The sequence below is a fragment of the Noviherbaspirillum sp. Root189 genome (assembly GCF_001428545.1).
GTDB lineage: Bacteria > Pseudomonadota > Gammaproteobacteria > Burkholderiales > Burkholderiaceae_D > Noviherbaspirillum.
The window spans coordinates 113,259-136,312 of sequence record NZ_LMHZ01000078.1; the positions used below are offsets into that span (position 1 = coordinate 113,259).

General features: G+C 57.1%; 19 protein-coding genes and 1 pseudogene. 17 read left to right on the top strand and 3 right to left on the bottom strand.

Features of this window, described 5'->3' with window-relative positions:
• Nucleotides 1-6: 6 nt before the first annotated feature.
• A complete protein-coding gene (locus ASE07_RS26910; RefSeq protein ID WP_057293892.1) occupies nt 7-714 on the bottom strand; it encodes a hypothetical protein in 708 nt (235 codons plus the stop codon).
• 285 nt (nt 715-999) lie between these two features.
• Here ASE07_RS26910 and ASE07_RS26915 point away from each other — a divergent pair, with 285 nt between their 5' ends.
• From ASE07_RS26915 to ASE07_RS26955, 9 genes are all read left to right on the top strand, one after another.
• Nucleotides 1,000-1,224, top strand: a complete 225-nt coding sequence (locus tag ASE07_RS26915; protein ID WP_057293893.1) for a hypothetical protein — start codon at nt 1,000-1,002, stop codon at nt 1,222-1,224.
• A gap of 114 nt (nt 1,225-1,338) precedes the next feature.
• A complete protein-coding gene (locus ASE07_RS26920) occupies nt 1,339-1,896 on the top strand; it encodes a hypothetical protein (RefSeq protein ID WP_057293894.1) in 558 nt (185 codons plus the stop codon).
• A 341-nt stretch (nt 1,897-2,237) separates the two neighbouring features.
• Entirely contained in the window at nt 2,238-4,493 is a 2,256-nt protein-coding gene (locus tag ASE07_RS26925; protein WP_057293895.1) for an alpha,alpha-trehalose-phosphate synthase (UDP-forming), read from the top strand.
• A 2-nt stretch (nt 4,494-4,495) separates the two neighbouring features.
• Nucleotides 4,496-5,284, top strand: a complete 789-nt coding sequence (gene otsB, locus ASE07_RS26930) for a trehalose-phosphatase (protein WP_057293896.1) — start codon at nt 4,496-4,498, stop codon at nt 5,282-5,284.
• Nucleotides 5,285-5,328: 44 nt separating this feature from the next.
• Nucleotides 5,329-6,312 (top strand): ROK family protein, encoded by a 984-nt coding sequence (locus ASE07_RS26935; RefSeq protein WP_057293897.1) that lies wholly within the window; start codon nt 5,329-5,331, stop codon nt 6,310-6,312.
• Between the two features lie 249 nt (nt 6,313-6,561).
• Complete coding sequence (locus ASE07_RS26940) at nt 6,562-7,419, top strand: 2OG-Fe(II) oxygenase (protein ID WP_235548650.1); 858 nt, start codon at nt 6,562-6,564, stop codon at nt 7,417-7,419.
• Between the two features lie 290 nt (nt 7,420-7,709).
• The gene (locus ASE07_RS26945; RefSeq protein WP_057293898.1) at nt 7,710-8,669 is read left to right on the top strand and encodes a TAXI family TRAP transporter solute-binding subunit; all 960 of its coding nucleotides are present in this window, start codon (nt 7,710-7,712) and stop codon (nt 8,667-8,669) included.
• Nucleotides 8,670-8,784: 115 nt separating this feature from the next.
• Entirely contained in the window at nt 8,785-10,872 is a 2,088-nt protein-coding gene (locus ASE07_RS26950; protein WP_082584530.1) for a TRAP transporter permease, read from the top strand.
• Nucleotides 10,833-11,249, top strand: a complete 417-nt coding sequence (locus ASE07_RS26955) for a DUF1850 domain-containing protein (protein WP_235548651.1) — start codon at nt 10,833-10,835, stop codon at nt 11,247-11,249. Before ASE07_RS26950 ends, ASE07_RS26955 begins: the two co-directional genes overlap by 40 nt.
• A 162-nt stretch (nt 11,250-11,411) precedes the next feature.
• Here ASE07_RS26955 and ASE07_RS26960 read toward each other — a convergent pair whose 3' ends face one another.
• A complete protein-coding gene (locus ASE07_RS26960; RefSeq protein ID WP_082584519.1) occupies nt 11,412-11,906 on the bottom strand; it encodes a CesT family type III secretion system chaperone in 495 nt (164 codons plus the stop codon).
• A 191-nt stretch (nt 11,907-12,097) separates the two neighbouring features.
• Between ASE07_RS26960 and ASE07_RS29210 the strand changes: the two genes are divergently transcribed.
• The 5 genes and pseudogenes from ASE07_RS29210 (at nt 12,098) to ASE07_RS26980 (ending at nt 17,096) form a co-directional block, all read left to right on the top strand.
• Nucleotides 12,098-13,207, top strand: coding sequence for a hypothetical protein (locus tag ASE07_RS29210; RefSeq protein WP_156397083.1), 1,110 nt, complete (start codon nt 12,098-12,100; stop codon nt 13,205-13,207).
• 200 nt (nt 13,208-13,407) lie between these two features.
• Nucleotides 13,408-13,611 (top strand): annotated as a pseudogene (locus tag ASE07_RS31035) (transposase); the annotation flags it as partial.
• Between the two features lie 182 nt (nt 13,612-13,793).
• Nucleotides 13,794-15,677, top strand: a complete 1,884-nt coding sequence (locus tag ASE07_RS26970) for a CHASE2 domain-containing protein (protein WP_082584520.1) — start codon at nt 13,794-13,796, stop codon at nt 15,675-15,677.
• Nucleotides 15,674-16,219 (top strand): SH3 domain-containing protein, encoded by a 546-nt coding sequence (locus tag ASE07_RS26975; protein WP_057293903.1) that lies wholly within the window; start codon nt 15,674-15,676, stop codon nt 16,217-16,219. The genes ASE07_RS26970 and ASE07_RS26975 overlap by 4 nt, the downstream gene beginning before the upstream one ends.
• A gap of 1 nt (nt 16,220) precedes the next feature.
• Nucleotides 16,221-17,096 carry a M48 family metallopeptidase gene (locus ASE07_RS26980; protein ID WP_057293904.1) on the top strand — a complete coding sequence of 292 codons (876 nt, stop codon included), beginning with the start codon at nt 16,221-16,223 and terminating at the stop codon, nt 17,094-17,096.
• Nucleotides 17,097-17,305: 209 nt separating this feature from the next.
• On the opposite strand, the gene ASE07_RS26985 is transcribed toward ASE07_RS26980, so the two are convergent.
• Nucleotides 17,306-18,274 carry a ketopantoate reductase family protein gene (locus ASE07_RS26985; protein WP_057293940.1) on the bottom strand — a complete coding sequence of 323 codons (969 nt, stop codon included), beginning with the start codon at nt 18,272-18,274 and terminating at the stop codon, nt 17,306-17,308.
• Nucleotides 18,275-18,506: 232 nt separating this feature from the next.
• Between ASE07_RS26985 and ASE07_RS26990 the strand changes: the two genes are divergently transcribed.
• From ASE07_RS26990 to ASE07_RS30565, 3 genes are all read left to right on the top strand, one after another.
• Nucleotides 18,507-19,445, top strand: coding sequence for a D-alanyl-D-alanine carboxypeptidase family protein (locus tag ASE07_RS26990; RefSeq protein WP_057293941.1), 939 nt, complete (start codon nt 18,507-18,509; stop codon nt 19,443-19,445).
• Nucleotides 19,446-19,752: 307 nt separating this feature from the next.
• Nucleotides 19,753-20,949, top strand: a complete 1,197-nt coding sequence (locus tag ASE07_RS26995) for a serine hydrolase domain-containing protein (protein ID WP_082584531.1) — start codon at nt 19,753-19,755, stop codon at nt 20,947-20,949.
• Between the two features lie 415 nt (nt 20,950-21,364).
• Nucleotides 21,365-23,029, top strand: a complete 1,665-nt coding sequence (locus tag ASE07_RS30565; protein WP_057293905.1) for a methyl-accepting chemotaxis protein — start codon at nt 21,365-21,367, stop codon at nt 23,027-23,029.
• Nucleotides 23,030-23,054 lie beyond the last annotated feature (25 nt).

Sequence of the window (23,054 nt, forward strand, 5' to 3'; positions counted from 1 at the left end):
CTTCTGTCAAAAATTGTGAGAACCGAAGAGGTCGCGCCGGTCTAATCGCTTACCTTCTGCTATTTGCTGAAGATTCCATCCCCAATCAATGTACGGAGGCAGCATGAAGAAGCAATCAATCGCACTTGTTATATCCCTTATGGCCGCAGCAGGTATTGCAGTGGCACAAACCAGTTCTTCTCCTTCATCCTCGGGTTCTTCATCCGGGTCATCGAGCCCAAGTTCCGGCATGAGCAGCGGCTCAAGTGGTTCGAGCGGCTCAGGCAGTTCGGGCACTATGTCCAGCGGAAGCTCAAGTTCGCCGAGCAGCACCTCGGACACTTCCGGCAGCAGCGGATCTTCCGGTTCATCCGGTTCATCCGGTTCATCCGGTAGTGGCATGAGCGGTTCTTCAGGCTCATCCGGGTCTTCGGATTCCTCGGGCTCAATGGGTTCGGGGTCCAGCGGTTCAAGCTCATCGACCGATCCTTCCTCGTCCAGCGGCAGCAGCGGTTCGAGCGGCACGAGTGGTTCGTCGGGTTCCTCCGGGTCATCAATGGGTTCGGGCTCCAGCGGCTCCAGCGGAAGCATGGGCTCGTCCAGTGGTTCGAGCGGCACCACGGGTTCCAGCTCGTCCGGCAGTTCGCCAAGCTCCACGGATTCCAGTTCGTCCAGTTCGCCAAGTTCCACGGGTTCCAGTTCGTCCAGTTCGCCAAGCTCTACGGGTTCAGGCACGACTGGCAGTAGCAGTTCGGGAAGCCGTTAATTCTTCTCGTAATCTCTGCTGACACGATGGCCGGGCGATTTGACCCGGCCATCTTTTTTTAATGAATGCTACCGATGATTGCGCCCAATCATCGATAGGGCATACAGTTTCGAGTGAAATGTTAATTACGTGCCGTCATAGAGTTGACTGGCGCACCGGTAAATGGTCGCGCGCGCGTGTCGCCAGACACCTTGAAACAGGCGTAACCAACCGCAACATGGAGGAGATGTTAACGTCGATTTTGGAGAATATGAATGCAGACCCTGAACTACACAGTAGGACCCTGGCACGCGGAAGCGTTGCTGGAAGAAGTTGAGCCCGGCAAGTTGATGGCAGTTATTTCGGTCACCGATGACAAAGGGACTGCACTGCATGACTCGAAACACACCGTTGTATTCGATCATGAACAGGGACAGGACAAAGCCAAGGAAACAGAACAGCTGGTAAAACATCTTTTGCAAGAGCGATACGGAGTCTAATACCCAACCCAACCCATAACGGAACATGAAATCGCGCGCGTTAGCCAGCCAGCGCTTCCCGCCACATGATCGTGGCTGATGCCGATATCTCTGTACAGGAAAAACTCGCATGATATGGCCTCAGCGCAGTCGGACATCATCATGATTCTTCCGGTCCTATATCTGTTGATACTGCATGGTTTGCTCGGTGGCGCGGACGTCGTCCTTAATCACGAATTGCGTGAACAATTACCTTCGCGTTCATCGGCGCGGCTGGAAGAAGCCCTGCACAGTGCAAGAGAATTTATTTTTGCCATGTTGTTCGGTGGTCTTGCGTGGTTTGAATGGCACGGCGCGGCCGTCCTGGGCATCGTTGGACTAGTGGTGGCCGAGATCATTATTTCGCTATGGGATACCCTGCTTGAAGACAGGACGAGGCCGCTTTCCCATCTTGAGCGAAGCCTTCATGTATTTCTGTTTGTTAACTTTGGTGCCTATACAGCCTTGCTGGTGGCCGTATTGCGCGATTGGTGGACTCTGCCTTCCGCCCTTGTTGCTACCCATTATGGGCTGCTCACCTGGCTCCTTTCCGGTCTTTCCTTGCTCAGCATCATCTGGTGCTTTCGGGATGCGGCGAGCTTTTTCAGGCTTGGATCCCGGTCAAGGATTGCCGCTGCCGTCCGGAATAGCTGACCAGATATGCATCCCATTCATGCCACTTTTACGTTGGCGCAAAATTCGGAACTATTAAATTTACAAAGAATCTTTCCATCATTTGGTTTTGGTTTGTAATGTAAATGGGAGCGTCGTTGTACGCTTTCTGGTATCACGTGTCGAAGCACCCACGATGTCCCTAGCGGATCCCGTCATTCTTTTGAGCCGTCTGTCATACCGTTTACGCCAGGCGGACCACTTCTCGTTGCCGGTATCCACATTATTGTTCAGGCCTGCAGCCATGCCTCAGGACAGTGCACGTAGGGCTCTGCGGGCCTGCCCGCATGTGCCTGCCATGCTGATGATCCTTGGAAGGGACTATGCCATCTAGACTAATCCGGCTCTCACTCCGCTTCGTCCTGCCGCTTGCGCTGGTCATCGGGTTGATTGCCTATGCCGTCGTGCCGCTCATCGATAACCTGACCCTGCGCTGGTTTATACGCGACCTTGATGCGCGCTCGCAATCGCTAGCCATCGCCTTGCAGGAGCCCCTGTTTGAATATGTGCCGCAAAAGGCGGACAAGCGCATCAACCAGCTCTTTGACCGTGCCCTACGGGATGAACGCCTGTATGCCATCGCCTTTTGCGATCCAACTGGTACGGCAATTTACAAAACGAATACCTATCCGGCCTCGCTCGGATGCCGGACCGAGCAGCCCAGGGATGGACGAAAGGAATCGCTGGTGTCCTTCCCCCAGGGACCGCTGCATGTTTCCGAAAGCCAGCTTGACATCGACGGCCAGGCGCTCGGAAAGCTTATCCTGGTGCACGATATGAGCTTCATCGAGCGCCGCAGCGCCGATACCCGCAAATATGTGATCGGACTGTTCTCGCTGTTGGCCATCGTGATTTCAATGATTACCGTCTTTGTTGCCCATCTCAGCTGGCGTGACTGGATCGCTTCAGTCAAAGGCATCCTGCGCGGTGAGATTGGCATGCAGAACCGATCGCAGACGACGCCGCCTGAAGTACGTCCACTCGAGAGCGACTTGCGCGCTTTGCTCCATGAATTCAGTGTCGAGCGACGGGAGCGTGACGACTCCACCCATTTATGGACCCCCGAAAAACTTCGCGACCTGCTGCATGATGAACTCGCCGGCGATGAGGTGCTGGTAGTGTCAAACCGTGAACCGTACTTGCACGCCCGCACCAGAAACGGGATCGAAGTGCAGCGTCCGGCCAGCGGCCTGGTGACGGCAGTCGAACCCGTCATGCGGGCTTGTTCTGGCACCTGGATCGCGCACGGCAGCGGATCGGCCGACCGGGAAACCGTCGATCGGGACGATCGTGTGCCGGTGCCGCCCGCCAATCCCAGCTATACACTGCGCCGCGTGTGGCTGACGAAAGAAGAAGAGAAGGGCTATTACTATGGCTTCGCGAACGAGGGGATGTGGCCGCTTTGTCATATCGCCCATGTGCGTCCGGTGTTTCGGTCGTCCGACTGGGACCAATATGTCGCGGTCAACCAGCGGTTCGCCGATGCAGTGGTCGCAGAGGCGCGTACCGACGATCCGGTCGTTCTGGTACAGGATTATCACTTCGCTCTGTTGCCGCGCATGGTGAAGGAGCAGTTGCCTAAAGCGACGATTATTACCTTCTGGCACATTCCCTGGCCAAATCCCGAATCGTTCGGCATCTGTCCATGGCGCGAGGAAATCCTTGAGGGTCTATTAGGCAGCACCATCCTGGGTTTCCATACGCCATTCCATTGCAAGAACTTCCTTGAAACAGTGGACCGCAATCTTGAAACCCGTATCGAGTATGAATCGTCTACCGTCTCCTATGGCGGCAAGCTGACGCAGGTCGAGCATTACCCGATTTCAATTGCATGGCCGGAGCAACCGGTCGACCTCTCTGTTATTGCTGAATGCCGCAAGACAGTCAGGGACGAGCACGGACTTCCGTCCAATCACTTGCTGGCGGTCGGCGTTGATCGCCTCGACTATACTAAGGGCATCATCGAGCGCTTCCAGGCGATAGAGCGGATGCTCGAACTGCACTCCGACCTTGTCGGAAAATTTACGATGATCCAGATTGCGGCGCCAACCCGATCTTCTCTGGACGAGTACCAGAATTTTGAAACCCGCGTCCGCACGATGGTGCAGCGGATTAACAATCGCTTCTCCGACGGCAACTACCAGCCAATCATATTGAAGGCAGAACATCACGACTCCGAACAGGTGACACGCTATTACCGTGCATCGGAAGTTTGCATGGTGACCAGTTTGCACGACGGCATGAACCTGGTGGCGAAGGAATTTATCGCCGCACGGGATGACGACCGCGGCGTGCTGGTGCTCAGCCAGTTCACGGGCGCGGCGCGCGAACTGCACGAAGCGCTGGTCGTCAATCCCTATCACATCGAACAGAGTGCAGAAGCCTTGCATCGCGCATTGACCATGCCCGAAGCGGAGCAATGTGAGCGTATGCGCAGCATGCGTTCGCTGGTCAAGGACTTCAACATTTACCGCTGGGCCGGCCGCATGTTGCTGGATGCTGCGCGGGTGCGCCAGCGCGAACGGATCCTGAGCAAGATCCGCTCGCACAGCCGCAAGTCCTTGCGCCGGGTGGTATAAGCATGAGCCCCCTGTTTTCCGATCAAGGCTTGCGACGTCTCGAACATGCGATTGCTGACGGATTGTTATGCGCGTTCGATTTCGACGGCACGCTGTCACCCATCGTGGCCAGGCCTGAAGACGCCCGTCTGCCAGACAACATCCGTGAGCGATTGCTGACGCTAGGCCGCTATTCGCCGATCGCAATCATTACCGGCCGCTCGGTGGAGGATATACGCAGCCGCCTCGGGTTCACGCCGGATTATGTGGTTGGCAACCATGGCCTGGAAGGCGTGCCCGGTTGGGAAAACCTGGCACGTGAGCATGAGGCAGCGTGCCAGAGCTGGCGACGCCAGCTGGAAGACGCGCTCGCAGTGCCAGAGTTCGATCGCGGGATTCAACTTGAGGATAAGCGCTATTCGATGTCCGTGCATTATCGACACGTCAAGGATGTCGAAAAAAGCGCAAGCCAGCTTGAAAAGCTGTTTGCGGCGCTGTCGCCGGCGCCGCGCATCGTGGCTGGCAAATGTGTTTTCAATCTCCTGGCGGAAGACCGGTGTCACAAGGGCAGCGCGCTGGTGCGGCTGATGGACCTGGCCGGTGCCCCGGGTGCGCTCTACGTCGGTGACGATGTGACCGATGAAGACGTATTTCTCATGCGGCGTGGTGATGTGCTGTCTGTCCGTATCGAGCACTCTGCTGACAGTGCTGCAGACTTTTTCCTTCCGCACCCGCGCGACATCCTGCGTCTTCTCGATGAATTGATTGCGCGCCTTGACGCGGCTGGCTCCACGAACTGGCTGGCGAAATAGTATATTCGTAGCGTTCGGCGTCGCACATGAATAATGAGGTGTTTATGCAGGACCACTACATCGGATCGCTGGATATCGGCGGAACCAAGATTGCCGCTGTCGTCGCAGGCAAGCAAGGCCCGCTCGCCCGGGTGACCGCGCCGACGCCGAAAGAGGGCGATCGCCGTGCGCTGCCGCTCAAAGGCATAGAGTTGCTACAGATGGTGTGCAGCCAGGCGGGTATCGATCCCGGTCTGGTACGCAGCGTCGGGGTTGCTTCCTCCGGCCCCTTCGTACACGAAGACGGTCTGATTGCGCTGTCCTCACCCAATATCTGCGGAGCCGGCAGGAACGCGCCGGACCTGCCTAACGATTGGCGTACCGTACCGCTGGAGCTGGTGTTGCGAGAACGCTATGCAGAGGTCGCAATTGAAAACGATTGTGTCGCAGCCCTTGCCGGAGAACGGGCTTTTGGCGCGGTACAGGATGAACCGAACTGTGTGTATGTCACCTGGAGCACCGGTGTCGGCTTTGGCCTGTGCGTAGACGGCCATCTCTTGCGCGGAAAGAACGGCAACGCCGGACATGCCGGACACATGCTGATGTCCGAAACGGAAGACGCCTTATGCGGTTGCGGTAATCGGGGTGACCTGGAGGGACTGATATCAGGACGCAATGTCGCTAACCGCCTGAATATGCCTGCCGCGGAATTGTTCAATGCCGCGCGCGACGGTAGGGCGGATGCGCGGGAAGCGGCTGAAACCGCAGCGAGGCGGTTCGGCCGGGCGCTATATAACCTTGCGGCCACGCTGGACACGCAACACTTCGTCATAGGCGGTAGTGTCTGGATGCATCATGCAGATTGGCTTGCGCCATTGGTGCGTGACGAGATTGAGCAGCGGCTGCCCGCGCTCACGGCAGGCGTCACCATCAGTTCCTCCGGTCTGGGAGGAATGGTCACCGATGTCGGGGCTCTATCACTGGTGCTTCCAAAGGCATGGATCCCACCTTGGCGAACGACCACGCCATGGCAGAAGCTCAATACATAAACATGTTCTTTTACTAAGGTGCAAATAGGAAAATTCCTAAATGCATCATGTTTTGCCGACCTTGCAATTCATCCATTTGCCGATATCCAACAGGGTTGCCGACTCGCATAATGCATCATGACGCGGAACCTTTATCAGAAACTTGCGTCACAGAAATATTGGTGGACAAGGCGTGCCTCTGTACAAAATGACGTACGAGAAATCAGCTCATGCACGCACCTGGTTTAACGCGAAAGACACGGCACAATCATGATGAATTCAGCATTGGTTGCCCTGCCCAAGGAATGGCAGGCATGGATTAATGAAAACCTCGCACGCTCGTGCAAGCCGGATGAGCTTGAGAGCATCATGGTGCGGGACGGGCATTTCGATGCGCAACTGGCGCGCGCCGCGATCGAAGAGGCGCGTCGCAGCAGCCAGGGACATGGGACGACACAGCCGCCATCGGTCCAGCCCATGCCGCGCATCGATACCGGGTCCAATGTCATTCAGGCACTGGACCGTCAGGTTCAAGTACTGCTTTCACTGCAAGCGCCTCGCGTCATCCTGTTTGGCAATGTGCTGAGCGACGAGGAATGCGACGCGCTGATTGCCTATACCGACAAGCGTCTTCAACGTTCGCCGGTCGTCTCTGACAAGGATGGCAAGACGCAGGTACACGCGCACCGTAGCAGTCGCGGCGCCATGCTGCAGCGCGGCGAAAGCGAGTTGGTGGCGCGTATCGAGAACCGTATCGCCGCCCTGATCGACTGGCCTGTCGAAAACGGCGAGGGACTGCAAGTCCTGCGATATGAAAAAGGCAACGAATACCGCCCGCATTACGATTGGTTCGATGCTTCATTGCCCGGCCCGCGCAAGCATTTGGAACACGGAGGGCAGCGTGTTGCCACCCTGATCATGTATCTGAGCGACGTGGAGGAGGGAGGTGGTACGTCCTTCCCGAACATCGGTTTGCAGGTCCAGCCGAAGAAAGGTTGCGCGGTGTTCTTTCTCAACACCGACAGCTATGGCAATCCCGACCACAAGACCTTGCATGCCGGCGAGCCCGTCGAGCGCGGTGTCAAGGTGATTGCAACCAAGTGGTTGCGCCAGAGTGAAAACCGCTGACCTTCACAACCTTCACAATTTAGCTTCTCTCCTCCAAGGTAGTTCGTTCGCCCCGTCGCAGAAATGCGGCGGGGTTTTTGTTTGTGCGAACCGGCCAGTGAAGTATGGTTTTCCGCTCGGCGAACTTGCCGCATTCCGGATTTCCGCACGCTTTTAGCCTGGGCTCGGCAGAATGTCATCAAAAGGTCTATATTTTCCGGACGCTTGCGTGGTGTCCGCACATGGCACAGCAAGTGCTACTACAATGGCAAGCGTAGTACATAAACATCAAAACCAACAAGGAGATAAGGATGACATTCCGCTTTTTACGGCGCGCGATCGCGCTCGCCGGTTTCGCACTCGTGGCTGCAGCGCCGGTTCAGGCCCAGCAGCAATTTGTTAACGTGCTCACTGGCGGTACCAGCGGCGTGTATTACCCGATGGGTGTCGCCCTGTCCCAGATCTACGGCAAGGCCATGCCTAACGCAAAGGTTTCCGTACAGGCCACCAAGGCATCGGCGGAAAACCTCAACCTGTTGCAAGCCGGCCGTGGAGAAATCGCCTTTACGCTGGGTGATTCACTGTCCGACGCCTGGAACGGCAATGAAGAAGCAGGCTTCAAGAGCCCGCTGAAAAAGCTGCGCACCGTGGCAGGGATTTATCCCAACTATATTCAGATCGTTGCCTCGGCCGATTCCGGGATCAAGACACTGGCCGACCTGAAAGGAAAACGCGTCTCCGTCGGTGCGCCGAAGTCCGGCACTGAGCTCAATGCACGTGCCATCTTCAAGGCAGCTGGCCTGAGCTACAAGGATTTCGCCAAGGTGGAATACCTGCCATTTGGCGAATCCGTTGAACTGATGAAGAACCGTCAGCTCGACGTTACCCTGCAATCGGCAGGCCTGGGGGTTTCCGCATTGCGTGATCTCGCCACCGCAGTCAAGATCGTGGTCATTCCTGTCCCGGCCGACGTGGTCGCCAAGGTCGGTGACGCGGCTTACCAGTCCAGTGTCGTTCCAGCCAAGACCTACGAGGGTCAGAACACCGACGTGCCGACTGCCGCAGTGCAGAACTTCCTGGTAACGCATGAAGGCGTTCCTGCCGATGTCGTGTATGCAATGACCAAGTCGATGTTCGAAAACCTCGACACGCTGTTGGCAGCGCATGCGGCAGCCAAGTCAATCAAAAAGGAGACTGCCTCCAAGGGGTCGCCAGTTCCTCTGCATCCTGGTGCGGAAAAGTACTATCGTGAAGCAGGCTTGCTGAAGTAAGGAACGCCATCTCTGGCGTACGGCGGCATCTTCGGTTGCCCGCCGTATGCAAAAAAACAAGAGCGCCGGCGGGAAAGAAGACCGGCGCCGTTACATCCAATCCGAGGAGAAATGCATGTCAGAACTGAACCTCCATGCGCACGCGCCTGATGGCGCGCCTGCGGACGGCGAGGAATTCCAGGAGCACGGTGTACAGCGCAAGCTGACCGGGATCGCGCTTAGCGTAATCATTACCGTGGCCTTGATATTCTCTATTTACCAGCTGATTGTCGCCGCCTTTCATCCCCTGTCCAGCCTGGTGATCCGCTCGCTGCATGTCGGTTTTCTGCTGATGCTGACCTACTTGCTGTATCCGGCCATGAAGCATGGAAAGCTCACCAGCGTGGCATGGTATGACTGGGTACTGGCGGCAACCGGATTCGGGTTGTCGCTGTACCACTGGATCTATGAAGCGGACCTGATACAGCGAGCCGGCGATCCGACGATGGCTGACATGGTGGTCGGTACCGTCATGGTGGTCATGTTGTTTGAAGCCGCGCGCCGCATCCTTGGCCTGGCGCTTCCCATCGTCTGTGCGGTCTTTCTTGCCTACGGCCTGTTCGGGCAATATCTGCCCGGTGCGCTGGCACATCGCGGCTACGGACTGGACCAGATCGTCGGGCAGCTTTTCACCGGGACAGAAGGTATTTTCGGAATACCGACCATGGTGTCAGCGACTTATATTTTTCTGTTCATTCTCTTTGGCGCGTTCCTTGAGCACGCCGGGATGATCAATCTCTTCAATTCACTGGCCCTTGGCCTGGTCGGACAGGCCAAGGGCGGCCCGGCAAAGGTCGCAGTCATTTCCTCCGGCTTCATGGGTACCATTTCCGGCTCCGGCGTCGCCAATGTGCTGACGGTTGGCCAATTCACGATTCCGCTGATGAAGCGCTTTGGTTATTCCTCGGTGTTTGCGGGCGCAGTCGAGGCCACGGCGTCGATGGGTGGCCAGATTATGCCGCCGGTCATGGGTGCGGTGGCCTTCATCATGGCGGAAACGCTCAATGTGCCTTATATCGAAATCGTCAAGGCGGCTGCCATTCCGGCGATCCTCTATTATCTGACCGCTTTCTGGATGGTCCATCTGGAAGCAGGCAGAGCCGGGTTGTCCGGCCTGCCGAAAGACCAGTGTCCCAATCCCTGGCGCGCGCTGAAACAAAGCTGGTACCTGGTGCTTCCGCTGGCCGCACTGATCGGAATGCTGTTCCATGGATTTACGCCCATGTTTGCCGGCATGACCGGACTGGCGCTGACGGCGATTCTGATCCTGGGCGCGACGATCGCAGCAAGCCTGTCAAAGCAAGCGTTCCGTTACGTATTCTGGCTGGCGGTGGGCTTGGGTGCCGCGACCTTTACCCGCTGGGGCATCTATCCCATCCTGGCAATCATCGCAGTCCTTGCCATCGTGTGCCTGCCGCTCAATGGCGGCAAGAAAACGCTGAACGACATCAAGATGAGCATGGTCGACGGCGCCAAACAAGCGCTGCCTGTAGGACTCGCCTGCGCGATCGTCGGTGTCATCATTGGGGTACTGACTCTGACTGGAGCCGCATCCAGCTTTGCAGGATTCATTCTGGAAGTTGGCGAAAAAAGCCTGTTTTTATCGCTGGTGCTCACGATGATCGTGTGCCTGATTCTCGGCATGGGGATTCCGACGATCCCCAACTACATCATCACCAGCTCCATTGCCGCGCCTGCACTGCTCAAGCTGGGTGTGCCGCTGATCGTCAGTCATATGTTCGTGTTCTATTTCGGCATCATGGCGGATCTCACGCCACCGGTCGCCTTGGCCGCGTTTGCCGCAGCTTCCATTGCCAAAGAATCGCCGATGAAGATCGGCGTCAAGGCCACGCAAATTGCGATCGCCGGATTTGTCATCCCCTATATGGCGGTGTATGACCCGGTGCTGATGCTGCAGGGGGAATGGACTGTTCCGGCGGTCGCCTATATCGTTGGCAAGGCAGTGATTGCCATCGTCCTGTGGGGTGCTGCCGCAGTCGGGTATCTCTTCGCGCCGTTGAAGGCCTATGAGCGCGTCTTCTGTGCAGTGGCCTCGCTGATGCTGGTGGCGGCGCTTCCGGTGACCGATGAAATCGGGCTGGGCATGGCGCTGGTATTCTTCATATGGCACGTCTGGCAAAAGAAAAGGCTTGCCCTCGCGTGATGGCGATCTGCCTTGCAGCGGCGGCCTTTTCCGCTGTACTGCCGCTGCAGCAGTTCACCCTTGCCTGGAACCATTCGATTGAAAAGATCCGATGGGAAGAGGACTACATTGTTGTCGACGGGCGTCTACGTCTGACGGAAGCCCGCATCCGAGGATCAGGTGCAGGCATGGAGCCCCCGGAGGGAGCCATCCTTCGAAACGGCGCATGGCACTACTCGCCCAGGCTTCCCGACCTGCCCCGGATCAGTCTGCGCCGTTCGGGCTTTGTAGCCGACTATGAATGGTGCACGGATGGAGAATGCAAGTCGTTAAGCGCGATTGCCGGCCCACCCGATAAGAACCAGGTGCTCGACATCTTTCCATGTACGTCGCCTTAGTGGGGCTTCGAATGGGGGCGGCGAAGCGGGTTGAAGCCAGACACAGTTCGGCGCCGCGCCACTTGCCACCGGTTCCGGCCCACGTGGGAATGGGTTGCGCGACTCTACGCGTAACCGCAACGATCCACTGGCAACGAGGATATGGTCAACTCCTTCTGCGCTTCAACTAGGCCAGTTCAAACCGGGTATCCGGGCAGATGACGACCTGAAGCGGGACGCACTCTTTTCGAGAAAGTGATCGGTACGCCATTCCTTCGCGAGGGCGGCCAGTTGTGAAAGAACATTCCGCAATTCCTCCGGTGCACTCTTGTCGCGCAATGGATACTGGTCGACCAGCAAAACCCGGCCCGTTTCGTCCGATACGGTAAAGCTTGGCCCTGTTCCGGTGTAAAGAAACAGGTTGGCTTCCAGCAGTGCCTTGTATGCGTCGGCCTGGCGACCTAGCGGCACATCACCACAATCACAATATATAAACATGATGTCCGGATTGACCGTTTCACTATAAATCAGCGAGAACATCGATCCATCGACGACAACGGGGCCTCCTCGCATGATCTGTCCCGAATTTTCCAAGCCGCACAGCTTGCAAAAATCTTCGATCAAATACCTGTAATTTGCCGTCATTACTGACCTTCGCGTTTGTGTTTCATCAGTCATGAGTGCGTTTTAGAGGGCATGCAGTTCCATTATTTCATTGCAGTTCGTTGCGTTGACTTTGGAACCGTTTTTCGAACATAAGCCACGCATCAGCAGCCCGTTAATCTTGCATTAAAAATTGTTTCAACGAAACGTAAAGCTTGGTGCAAAAAATTGGTGGGTTTCATTTATAAATTCTTCGAGGAAAAATCATGAATCCATTCGATAGCGGTCGTACTCCTGCTAATTCTAATTCCAGCATAAGTAATGTCACTCCCGGAACCAACGAATTGGTGGATTTGAGCTCTGACATACCGCCGCCAAGCGAACATCCTATAGACAATAGTAGTAGAGCAAAAGCAAAGCGAATGATGCAAAGATTTAGTCAATTGGTTCCCAGAAAACAACGTAACGTCGCGGCAGGCAGCTCCTCAGCGACGCCCCCCGGGTCTGTGAACCCACTGACTCAAACTGAGGCGAATGCCACGGCGTCAGTACCGGGGGCGCGTCCGGAACAGCGCCGTCGTAGTTATACGCTACCTTCTGGAGAACCAAAAGTTAGCACCGGCAGTGCACGCAATCTACAGCGCCACCTCGAGAGGATGGATAGTGTGAGTAGTACTACAAGTAGTATTACATCACGTGCAAGTCTACTAACGACCATAGCGCCGATAGGAAAGTCGCCTGCCTGGGATTTGTTAAATGACCCCAATGCTAGTGAACACGCCGAACTGCAACTAGAAACTGCACGCTTGAAGGAATTCTATCTGACGCGCATAGATCGAGATGGCCTTGTCCGTATGAAATCGAGAGCGCTAGATTTCGAGGATGCGACGTTGGGCGTGGCCGACACAAATTATGCGCTTGCATTGAAGTGCTACCAAAGATTTGGTGATGCTCCGCCCGTCCCTACAACCTGCTGGTTGGTCGAAAAAGACGATGATGGCAATTGGAGCGCGACTAAGAACGGAGAACCTAAAGAATTACCTGATGGCGACTATATTTTCGTAACCATGGCGGATGGTACCATTCGGCTCGGAGCCCCTGAAAACCAACAGAATGCCCATTGCACTCTTTCTAGTCATGCTGCCTATGTTAAGTACGCTGGTACGATTAAATTTCGCGAAGGAAAACCGATACAAGGCAGTTCACAGTCAGGTACCTATTTACCGAACCCTAAGGCGTGGATCAACTCCGGTTTTAGCGAAGATATATTAAGCAATCCTGAGGACCTCGACTACGAAGAAATCGAGAGACTTTACGACCAAGGACGTCACCCGGCCACTCCTCCATCTAGCGAGGCGAACCTATCTACAAGTTGACATTGAGCCAGCCCTGATTTTTCCGGATACGAATTGAGGGGCTTTGTTTGGCAGGATGCGTCAAGCCTTGCAGCCCCGTGTGCGGGGCAAGGAAGCAGGCAAACGGTGAGTGATGACAACAGAGCAGGCGCAAGCCATAAGCGATCAAGACATGGCTTGACGCGCAAAATTCCACAATCGAAGCGCGCCGAAACTGGAGGGTGCCAAGATTCATTAGGGCGATGAGACGGCGGCTGTCAATACCGATATGCGTGGCCGTTGCTATGCGCGGCGTGGCCATACGGGTGCATCACTGCAAACCCGTCAGGGCATGGCTGGAAGAAAACAAGGCAAAGATCGAAGTGTTCTACCTCCCAAGTTACAGTCCGCAATTGAAGTCGATGAACGGGGTCGAGGCCGATCTCTAATACGCCCTCGGCTCGACCCCGTTACGATGCGCAAGAAATCTGCGCCAAAACGCCCCGGGCGACAATGAAGTCGAAATCTCCCAGCCACACCGCCACCCGTTTTTCTGGCACTTAGCCCGCCTCCCGGTTAATATTGCTTTATATCAATATTTACTGGCGGCGCGGGGAGGCGTTGCTGCATGCGCGCTTTCCACTTTCTTTCTACGCGACATCGAGCTTTACCGTGGCACGCCGCGCTCGCCCTGATTTTGATTGGAGCGATGGCGCTGGAGATGTTTGGCCTTCATCTGTTGGCTACCAGCGAAGCCCGGCTGTCCGACGTATTCATGCGACGGCATGCGGTCGATTTCAAAGCGGATCCCGGCATTGTGATCGTCGATGTCGACGATGCGAGCATGGCTGCCATGCAGGATATCGCTGGCTTGTGGTCATGGCCGCGCGAAATCCATGCCGACCTGCTCGATGCATTGGCGGAATTCACGCCGCGCGCTGTGGTTTTTGATATCACCTTTTCGGAGAAAGATCTCAAGCGTCCGAAAAGTGACGCGAGATTGTCGGGCGCGATCCATGCCAATCGCCATGTCTATCTTTCCGCGGTACGGGGGCATCCCGCGCTGGACAAGTCTGGCACCCCATTGCATCAACTCGAACCGGCGTTCGGCATGGCCTCCGGCGATCGGGAGGCACGTGCGGCGCTCCAGCTTCCGGCCGCGATTGATCCCGCAGTGTGGCGTCTCGGCCTGATCAACAGTGTCGAGGACGAAGACGGCGTGCTGCGTCGTTATCGCCTGTACACGGACCTTGCGGGTTACCGCCTGCCGTCCCTGCCGGCGCGCGTGGTACGCGATCTTGGCGCACGCCTGCCGGAATACCCGGAATTCCGGATGCGCTGGCCACAGGAAGGCCATCGGCGCTTCAGCTACAGCGAGTTGTACCGGCTGCTCACCGAGCAGCGCCACGCCCTTGGCGCCGACGACGTGCATGCGCTCGACAAACTGTTTCGTAACAAAATCATCATCGTCGGGTCATCGGCTGCCGGTTCTTTCGACCATCATTTGACGCCGCTGGAAGCCGGCTATCCGGGTGTCGATATCCTCGCGGTCGCGATCGACAACCTGATGAACGGAAGCCACCTCAGGAGCGTGCCGTCCATCGGACCTTTCCTGCTGGGCGCGCTGCTCATCGCATCAACCGTCGCCGCGTTCTCTCGCCGGTTTCATCCGGTGCTGACCGGCGCGGCCTTGGCGCTGGTGTCGCTGGGAGTTGTGTTCTTGTCGGATCTCGCGCTTGCGCACGGGTTGCTGCTGCCGGCGGTAACGCCGCTCGCCTTCGCGTGGCTATGCTTTTTCTTTGTCGCCATTGCCGGTTTTCTGCGCGAACGCCGTGCGCGTGAACAGGCGGTGACGCTGTTCGGCCGCTTTCTTAATCCAAACGTCGTGCGGCAAATCGTCGAGCAGGGCGAAACGGTGGAAAGTCTATCGGGGCGGACCCGCAACATTACGGTGCTGTTTTCGGATATCCGGGGCTTTACCACCTTGTCCGAAAGCCGGCCGCCGCAGGAGGTGGTGACTCTGCTGAATCGTTACTTCGAGCGACAGGTTGAAGTGGTGTTCCGGCACGGCGGCACGCTCGATAAGTTTATCGGTGACTGCATCATGGCTTTCTGGGGCGCACCGCTCGACGATCCGCTGCATGCGCCACGCGCCGTAGCGGCTGCCTTGGAAATGCAAAACGTGCTGCTTGAGTTCAAACAGGAGCTCGCCGCCGAAGGTTCGGATGTCGGCGATTTCGATGTCGGCATCGGCGTGCATAGCGGACAGGCGGTGGTCGGCTTTATCGGCGCGCAGCGCAAACTCGATTACACGGCAATCGGCGATACGGTCAACCTTGCCAGCCGCGTCGAAGGGTTGACCAAGGGCATAGCGCGTGTATTGGTCACCGAGGACACCATGCGCGCATGCGCCGCATCAGAAGACCTGGATTTCCGGCCGCACGGTGCGTTTGACGTCAAAGGACGCGCGGCCAAAGTCGAACTGTATGAACCAAGGAGGAAAGACGCATGAAACGACTGCCTTTGGCATTCGCCGCTTTGCTGGCGATCGGAGCGGCGCACGCCGAATCGGCGCTGACCAGTCGGGCAACCGAATTACAGGTACAGGCGCAGTCAGATGCGGCAAGCATCGCCAGCCTGCCCGAGAATACCCGTGTCGATGTCCTGGACCGCAAGGGCGCATGGACCCAAGTCAAAACCGTGGCTGGGCAGAGCGGCTGGGTCCGAATGCTGGCGCTGAAGCCCGAGGGTATTTCAGCCACTGCTCCTGCTTCTGGGGCCGCGAGCAGCAATCCCTTGGGTGCGCTGAACAATCTGTTGTCATCAGGACGTACCAGCAATTCCGCGACCGTCACTACCGGGGTGCGTGGCCTGTCGGAAGAGGACTTGCAGCACGCGCAAGCCAATCCGGCTGAACTCGACAAGGCACAGCGCTTCGCGGCCGACCGCAATGCTGCACAGTCTTTTGCGCAACGCAGCAAGTTGTCTCCGCTGAAAGTCGACTATCTGGCGGAGCCAGACACCATCAGCGCGCGTAACTTGGAAGGGAGCTGATATGCGCCAACTTGCCAGATTGATGTTGGGTGCCGTGCTCGCCGCCACAGCCCTATCCGCTTCCGCGCAGCTGCCGTTTTCCCTGCCCGGTCTGGGCAAGCTCGGTGACAAGCTTGGTGGAATCAATATCGGAAATGCCGTCAGCAACCTGACCAAGGCGTCGAAAGAGCCCGATGAAGCGGAAGAGGTCCGAATCGGCCAGGAATTCGCTGCCACGCTGCTTGGCGCCAAGCCACTGGTCGCCGACCCGGCCCTGCAGCGCTACATCAATACGCTGGGCCGCTGGCTGGCGATGCAGACCGAGCGGCCGGATCTGCCGTGGACCTTCGGTGTGATCGAGGATGCCGGTTTCAATGCATTCGCCACGCCCGGAGGCTATATCTTCGTCACGCAAGGATTGATTGCGCGCATGCGCAATGAGGCGGAACTGGCTGGCGTCCTTGCGCATGAGATCAGTCACGTGTTGAAAAAACATCACCTGCGGGCCGTGCAAAAGAACGCCGGGATTGCCTTGCTTGGCGACTTCATCGGTGCCGCCAACAAGGGCGGTAACAATGAAGCCCGCAATGCGCTCATGAACGTGGGGCGCAAGCTGTACGCAAGCGGCCTGGATAAGGAGGATGAATTCGAGGCGGACCGCCTTGGCGTGGTGATCGCCGCGCGTGCGGGTTTCGACGCGTTCGGTTTGCCTGCGGTGTTACAGACCTTGCAGGCCCAGAGTGCTTCGGATGGTGAATTTTCCTTGCTGTTCAAGACGCATCCCGCACCGGCTGCGCGTATCGGCATGCTTGATCGCCTGATGCGAGACCGTTTCGACACGCTGCCGGGATCGCTCGGGCAGCCGGTCAGCGTCAGGCTGGCGGACTTCCGGAAGTAATACCAATCCCAACCCATAACGCACCATGAGATCGCGTCTTTTTCTGCCTGCCGGCGTTGCACTCGTCGTCAATAGCCCGCTATTGACTCCTCCTGCGTTACAGGTTGGGATTGGTATAACAGGCATTTGAACGGCTAGTACGGCTAGTTCAGAGTGCATCGGGAGACACGTCGTGTCTCCCGAATTCGAGGACGCATCGGCCGGCTTTGCTATGCGCGCGACGCCGCTTCTTTGATTTCTACCATCTTCATCAGCGCATACAGACTTTCCAGTGCAGGAATGGCAACGCCTTCACGCCGGCCTGCCCGCACCGCATTCCCAAGGATGACTTCCGTTTCCATTGGGCGCTTGTTTTCATAGTCGAGCGCCATGCTGGTCTTGTACGGTGGCGCTTTGCGCGTGCCTTCGATGAACTGGTCGATCAGAGTCTCCGGCAGGGGATGACCGGTTGCCGCGGCGACGGCGCAGACTTCCCGCATGGCCGTACGGACGAATGCTTCACCTTCGGCACCCGACAGGATATGCCCGGTATCGAGTGCGCCGCCCAGTACCGAAATCGGATTGAAGACTGCATTCCACAGGCATTTCTGCCAGCGTGCCGTGACGACGTTTTCGGTCAGCGTGCAGCGGATGCCGCCGCTGTCGAGCATGGCGGCCAGTTGACGGCTGCGTTCGCTGAGGCCGGAAGGATAGTTGCCGAAGGTGAGGTCGCCGAATGCATAGTGTTTCACCTTGCCCGGTGCAACGCGGCTGACCTGGACGAAGGCGAGCGCGCTGATCAGTTCATTGCCGGGAAAGGCCTCGGCGATTTCCTCTTCGATTTCGACGCCATTCTCGATCAGCACGATGGCGGTCCGGGGGCCGACCGCATCGCGGATCATGGCCGCACGGTCGGTGCCTTCAACCACCTTGACACTGAGCAGAAGAAAATCGGGCGGCCCGCCCTGGTAGTCGGCCACAGCAGACAGGGTTTGCGCCGGCCGGAATACCCGGTCACCCAGCCGCTTGCTTTCAATATGAAAGCCATCCTTGCGCACCGCGTCAAGTTCGGACCGGCACACCACCGATACATCAGCGCCATACGACTGCAGCAGGGTTCCATAAAAACTGCCGATGGCGCCGGCGCCGACAACGAGAACCCTCGTCGTTTGTGAAGCAGGGGGAGCGGACGAACTCACGACATTCCTTTCATTCGTTAAGCGATCAATTTTCCATCCGATTGTATCGGGAAGGCGGCGGTCGCGCCGGACAGCGACCGCGTGCATCGAACGGACGCCCTTGAAAAGTCTTTAAGACGCATAAGCAACATTTGAAAAAATTTGTGTAATTCAATGCTTTAAGGCAAACCTTGCAATCCATTTAGCAGATATGATTGGTGCCGTAAGACAACTTTTTCATTTTGGCACCTCCATGTTCAAAAAAACTCTGATGGCGCTGCTGCTGAGCACGGCAGCGTCCGCATTTGCAGTTCCGTTGAGCTCCCAGCACGCGCTCGTGTTCGAGGAAGACTCCGGTACGGTATTGCTCGAAAAAAATGCCCATGACGTGGTTCCGATCGCATCGATCACCAAGGTAATGACCGCCATGGCCGTCCTGGATGCCAGGCTGGACATGAACGAATTGATCACCATCGATCAGAGTGACGTAGACACCCTCAAGCACAGCTCATCCCGTGTGCCGGTCGGTACGGTGCTGACCCGCAAGGCCTTGCTTGAACTGGCCCTGATGTCGTCGGATAATCGCGCTGCCGCCGCACTCGCGCGCACTTTTCCCGGCAGCCATGCCGGCTTCGTCGCCGCGGTCAAGGAAAAGCTCAATGCGCTCGATATGCGCAACACCGTGATTGAAGAACCAACCGGCCTGTCGCCGCACAATCGCTCGACCGCCGCTGACCTGGTGAAGATGGTAACGGCGGCCTCGCATTATCCGGAAATTGGTCAGATTACGACCGAAACCGGTGACCTGCTCGACATGAATGGTCGCATGGTGCAATACCACAATACCAACCGACTGGTAGGTCGTGACGGCTGGGATATCCTGCTGTCGAAAACTGGCTTTACCAGGGAAGCAGGTCGTTGCCTGGTCATGCGTTTCCAGGCTGCGGGCAAGCGCGTCATCGTTGTGCTGCTCAATGCCAAGGAAGGCGCAGCGCGCATGGTGGATGCGGAAAATGTGCAGCGTCTGCTGACGGGAGAACCTCCGCTGGTCGCTCGGGCGGCAGCACCGCGCGCGACGTCGCGCAAGGTTCGCGGCCAACAGGGTTCAGTGATGCTGGTCAAGGCCAAAGGCGGCAATAGCGGCAACAAGGCGATCAGTGCCAAGACACGCAAGAAACGTCCGACGATGTAATACCAATCCCGACCCGTAACGCGACATGACTTCGCTTTGCCTGACTTAAAAAATGGACCGTTCACGGTCCATTTTTATTTGGCGTCGCTGAATGGCATGAACGGACTTTGGGGATTGCTGTGTTTGGACCACAGCAAAGCTTCCGATAAGTGGTGATGCGGGGTTTGCCGTTTCCCGGTCTGGCTAAAGTCTGCCAAAAACATCCGGCGCTTGAATCCGCTAGAATAAAAACGACCGTTCGATTCTATGCATACGCATACGCATGGCTTTGGCCATCGCCACGATTTACCAACAGGAAGAGACAACGATGAGCAAGCATAACGCCGGAGCAGAGGGTTTTTCCGCAACAGGGCTGGACACATTGACGCGCCGTATCCAGCAAGATGTCGATGCCAAACGTATCCCGGGCGTGGTGATGCTGATCGCGCGAGACGGCAAGGTGGCCTATGAAAAGGCGCTCGGCTTGCAAGATCCGGCGCAGGGCACGCCAATGTCGCTCGATACGATCTTCCGCATTTATTCCATGACCAAACCCATTGTCTCCGTCGGCACAATGATGCTGGTCGAACAGGGGCGCATCCTGTTGAGCGATCCGATTTCGACTTACATGCCGGAGTTCGCCCGCATGCAGGTTGGTGTGGAACGGCTGTCTGCCAACGGTACGCCCGCACTTGGTCTCGAACCCGCGCGCCGCGACATCACGGTACAGGATCTGCTACGTCATACCTCCGGTCTGACCTACGGTATCTTCGGCGATTCGCTCGTCAAGGCCGAGTATCGCAAGGCCGGCATTGGCAATCCGCGCTGGAGCAGCGATGAATTCATCCAAGCCATCAGCCAGCTTCCGCTGCTTTATCAGCCCGGCACCGTATGGGAGTACAGCAACGCCACCGATGTGCTCGGCATACTGCTGGAACGCGTTTCCGGCATGACGCTTGACCGCTTCCTGGCGCAGAACATCCTGGAGCCGCTGGGCATGCGCGATACCGGCTTCTGGGTGGAAGAATCGCAGCACCACCGGATCGCCGAAGGGTATCCTGTCGATCCCGTGACGGGTGTGGAAGTGCGGATGAATCAGCCGCGCCGGCGTCCGAACTTTCTCAGCGGCGGCGGTGGCATGATGTCGACCGTACATGACTATCTGCGCTTTGCGCAGATGCTCGCGAACGAGGGCGAACTCGACGGCGTGCGTATTCTGTCGCGTGCCATGGTGAGACTGATGACCAATGACCACCTTTCCGAACTACCGGGTGCGAAAGCGGGGCAAAACTATCTGCCCGGACCAGGTTACGGCTTTGGTTTGGGCGTTGCGGTACGCACTGCGAGCGGCATGGCGATCATGCCTGGCTCCGTTGGCGATTACACATGGAGCGGTCTCGCGGGAACCTACTTCTGGATCGACCCGCAAGAAAATCTTCTCGCCATTTTCATGATGCAAGCCCCCGAGCAGCGGACTCATTACCGGCAGCTATTCCGAAATCTTGTCTATGCTGCACTAAATTAAATGGCTCGCGCTTTGCTTGTTCTTTCTCCAAACACGCCTTGTGTCGACTATTCAGGACGGCAGCGCTGCTTGGCAGGGGACCAAAGACACGATTGATGCGGCTATGCAACATGCTTCCTTCCGGCTGATAGGCAGTCAACACAGATTGCAAGTGACTCGTGCTCATTGAGGAAGCGTTCAAAATTCATACACTCGTCCGTTCCCTTCTCACTATGTTTATTTGCCGTATGGAAAATAATACAGGGCTAGGCTACACTGAGCCTGCTGGGAAATCAGGAACACTTGCACGATAGCCGCAACGGCATCACGCAATGGTGCGATCCCATTACAGGAATCAGCGCTTCAATCAATCGACCAGGCACGTAAGCCAGGCAAGCGCGCCCATTGCGGCAGGTAACAAAAACGGAGACATGGCATGAATTTAAGGTCGGTAAAAATCGGCACACGACTGGGTATTGGTTTCGGCATTATTTTGGTGTTGCTGGTGTGTGTGCTCGGCGCGGATATCCTCATCAGCGCCAACGCGCGACAAGCCCAAAACTCCGGCATGAAATACGCGAACGCTAAAGCCGTGCTCGCCAATACCATGCGCGGCGCCTTGCTTGAAGGCGGAATCGCCATGCGTAACGTCGGACTGCAATACTCGACTCCGGAAATGCAGCGCGAGGAAGCCAAAGCACAGGCGCAGCGCAAGCGTTTCCACGAAGCCCAGGAAAAACTGCTTGCACTCGGCCTGAGCGCTGAAGAAAAGGCGATCGTCGCCACCATCGCGGATCTCGACAAGCAAAGCGAAGCGCCGTTTCGTGAAGCGATCCAGAAGGTCAAGGAATATGCAAACGAATCCGCCGGCAAAATCATCTCTACGGGCATCGACCCGCTGAACCAGAAGGCGATCGTGGAAATCGACAAGCTGGTCGCCCTGCAGCAGAAAGCCGTCGATCAGCTCATCGCGGAGACCGAGGCATCCGGTCGCCGCATGACCATGATCCTTGCGTTCACGGCAGTGCTGACAGTCATTCTTGGCAGCATTCTTTCAATCTTTACGACGCGCAGCATCACCTTGCCGCTGCGCGACGCGGTCGGTGTCGCCAAACGGGTCGCCGCTGGCAAGTTGGGAGCGCAGATCCGTGTGCAGGGCAAGGATGAAACCAGCGAGCTGCTGCAGGCGCTCAAGGAAATGGATGAGAGCCTGTCGCACATTGTGAGCCAGGTCCGCGCCGGCACGGAAGAAATCAGCACCGCATCGAACGAGATTTCAGCCGGCAATGCCGACCTGTCGACCCGTACCGAATCACAGGCCAGCGCACTGGAGGAAACAGCATCCTCGATGGAAGAACTGACATCGACCGTCAAGAACAATGCAGAAAACGCACACCAGGCAAATGAGCTGGTGCAGTCCGCATCCGAGTCGGCGGTGAAAGGCGGCGAAGTGGTCGGCCGGGTGGTGGACACCATGAGTTCGATCAAGGAAAGCTCGCGCAAGATTGTCGACATCATCGGCGTGATTGACGGTATCGCCTTCCAGACCAATATCCTCGCGTTGAACGCAGCGGTCGAAGCGGCTAGGGCAGGTGAACAGGGTCGGGGCTTTGCCGTGGTCGCCTCGGAGGTGAGAACGCTTGCACAGCGCTCCGCACAGGCCGCAAAAGAGATCAAGGACCTGATCAGCGACTCGGTGAAAAAAGTCGATAGCGGTAATGCGCTGGTCGATGATGCGGGGCGGCAGATGGAAGAGATCGTCGCGGCGGTCAAGCATGTCGCCGACATCATGAATGAAATTACCGAGGCCAGCCAGGAACAGAGCGTCGGCATTGAAGAAATCAATCGTGCCATCGCCACCATGGACGAAATGACGCAGCATAACGCTGCGCTGGTGGAGGAGGCCGCTGCCGCAGCCTCGGCGATGCAGCACCGCGCCGCCGGACTGGGTCAGACCGTGGCGGCATTTGACGTCAGCACGGCAGGCAGCATGGCCCTCGACCCCGTGCGGCAAGTCGTCGACATTACACCGGCGAAGCCAAAGCCAGCGGCCGTCGCCGTACAGGCATCGAAGCGTCCGGCATTGTCACATCGGGCTTAAATACCTTCTTTAAAACGCAAAAGCG

Excerpts from the sequence above, each read along its gene's own strand:
- ASE07_RS29210 (WP_156397083.1), top strand. The coding sequence starts at position 12,098 with ATGAATCCATTCGATAGCGGTCGTACTCCTGCTAATTCTAATTCCAGC.
- ASE07_RS26990 (WP_057293941.1), top strand. The coding sequence starts at position 18,507 with ATGTTCAAAAAAACTCTGATGGCGCTGCTGCTGAGCACGGCAGCGTCC.
- ASE07_RS26980 (WP_057293904.1), top strand. The coding sequence starts at position 16,221 with ATGCGCCAACTTGCCAGATTGATGTTGGGTGCCGTGCTCGCCGCCACA.
- ASE07_RS26940 (WP_235548650.1), top strand. The coding sequence starts at position 6,562 with ATGATGAATTCAGCATTGGTTGCCCTGCCCAAGGAATGGCAGGCATGG.
- ASE07_RS26970 (WP_082584520.1), top strand. The coding sequence starts at position 13,794 with ATGCGCGCTTTCCACTTTCTTTCTACGCGACATCGAGCTTTACCGTGG.
- otsB (WP_057293896.1), top strand. The coding sequence starts at position 4,496 with ATGAGCCCCCTGTTTTCCGATCAAGGCTTGCGACGTCTCGAACATGCG.
- ASE07_RS26945 (WP_057293898.1), top strand. The coding sequence starts at position 7,710 with ATGACATTCCGCTTTTTACGGCGCGCGATCGCGCTCGCCGGTTTCGCA.
- ASE07_RS26960 (WP_082584519.1), bottom strand. The coding sequence starts at position 11,906 with ATGACTGATGAAACACAAACGCGAAGGTCAGTAATGACGGCAAATTAC.
- ASE07_RS26995 (WP_082584531.1), top strand. The coding sequence starts at position 19,753 with ATGAGCAAGCATAACGCCGGAGCAGAGGGTTTTTCCGCAACAGGGCTG.
- ASE07_RS26975 (WP_057293903.1), top strand. The coding sequence starts at position 15,674 with ATGAAACGACTGCCTTTGGCATTCGCCGCTTTGCTGGCGATCGGAGCG.
- ASE07_RS26925 (WP_057293895.1), top strand. The coding sequence starts at position 2,238 with ATGCCATCTAGACTAATCCGGCTCTCACTCCGCTTCGTCCTGCCGCTT.
- ASE07_RS26920 (WP_057293894.1), top strand. The coding sequence starts at position 1,339 with ATGGCCTCAGCGCAGTCGGACATCATCATGATTCTTCCGGTCCTATAT.
- ASE07_RS26955 (WP_235548651.1), top strand. The coding sequence starts at position 10,833 with ATGGCACGTCTGGCAAAAGAAAAGGCTTGCCCTCGCGTGATGGCGATC.
- ASE07_RS26950 (WP_082584530.1), top strand. The coding sequence starts at position 8,785 with ATGTCAGAACTGAACCTCCATGCGCACGCGCCTGATGGCGCGCCTGCG.
- ASE07_RS30565 (WP_057293905.1), top strand. The coding sequence starts at position 21,365 with ATGAATTTAAGGTCGGTAAAAATCGGCACACGACTGGGTATTGGTTTC.
- ASE07_RS26915 (WP_057293893.1), top strand. The coding sequence starts at position 1,000 with ATGCAGACCCTGAACTACACAGTAGGACCCTGGCACGCGGAAGCGTTG.
- ASE07_RS26935 (WP_057293897.1), top strand. The coding sequence starts at position 5,329 with ATGCAGGACCACTACATCGGATCGCTGGATATCGGCGGAACCAAGATT.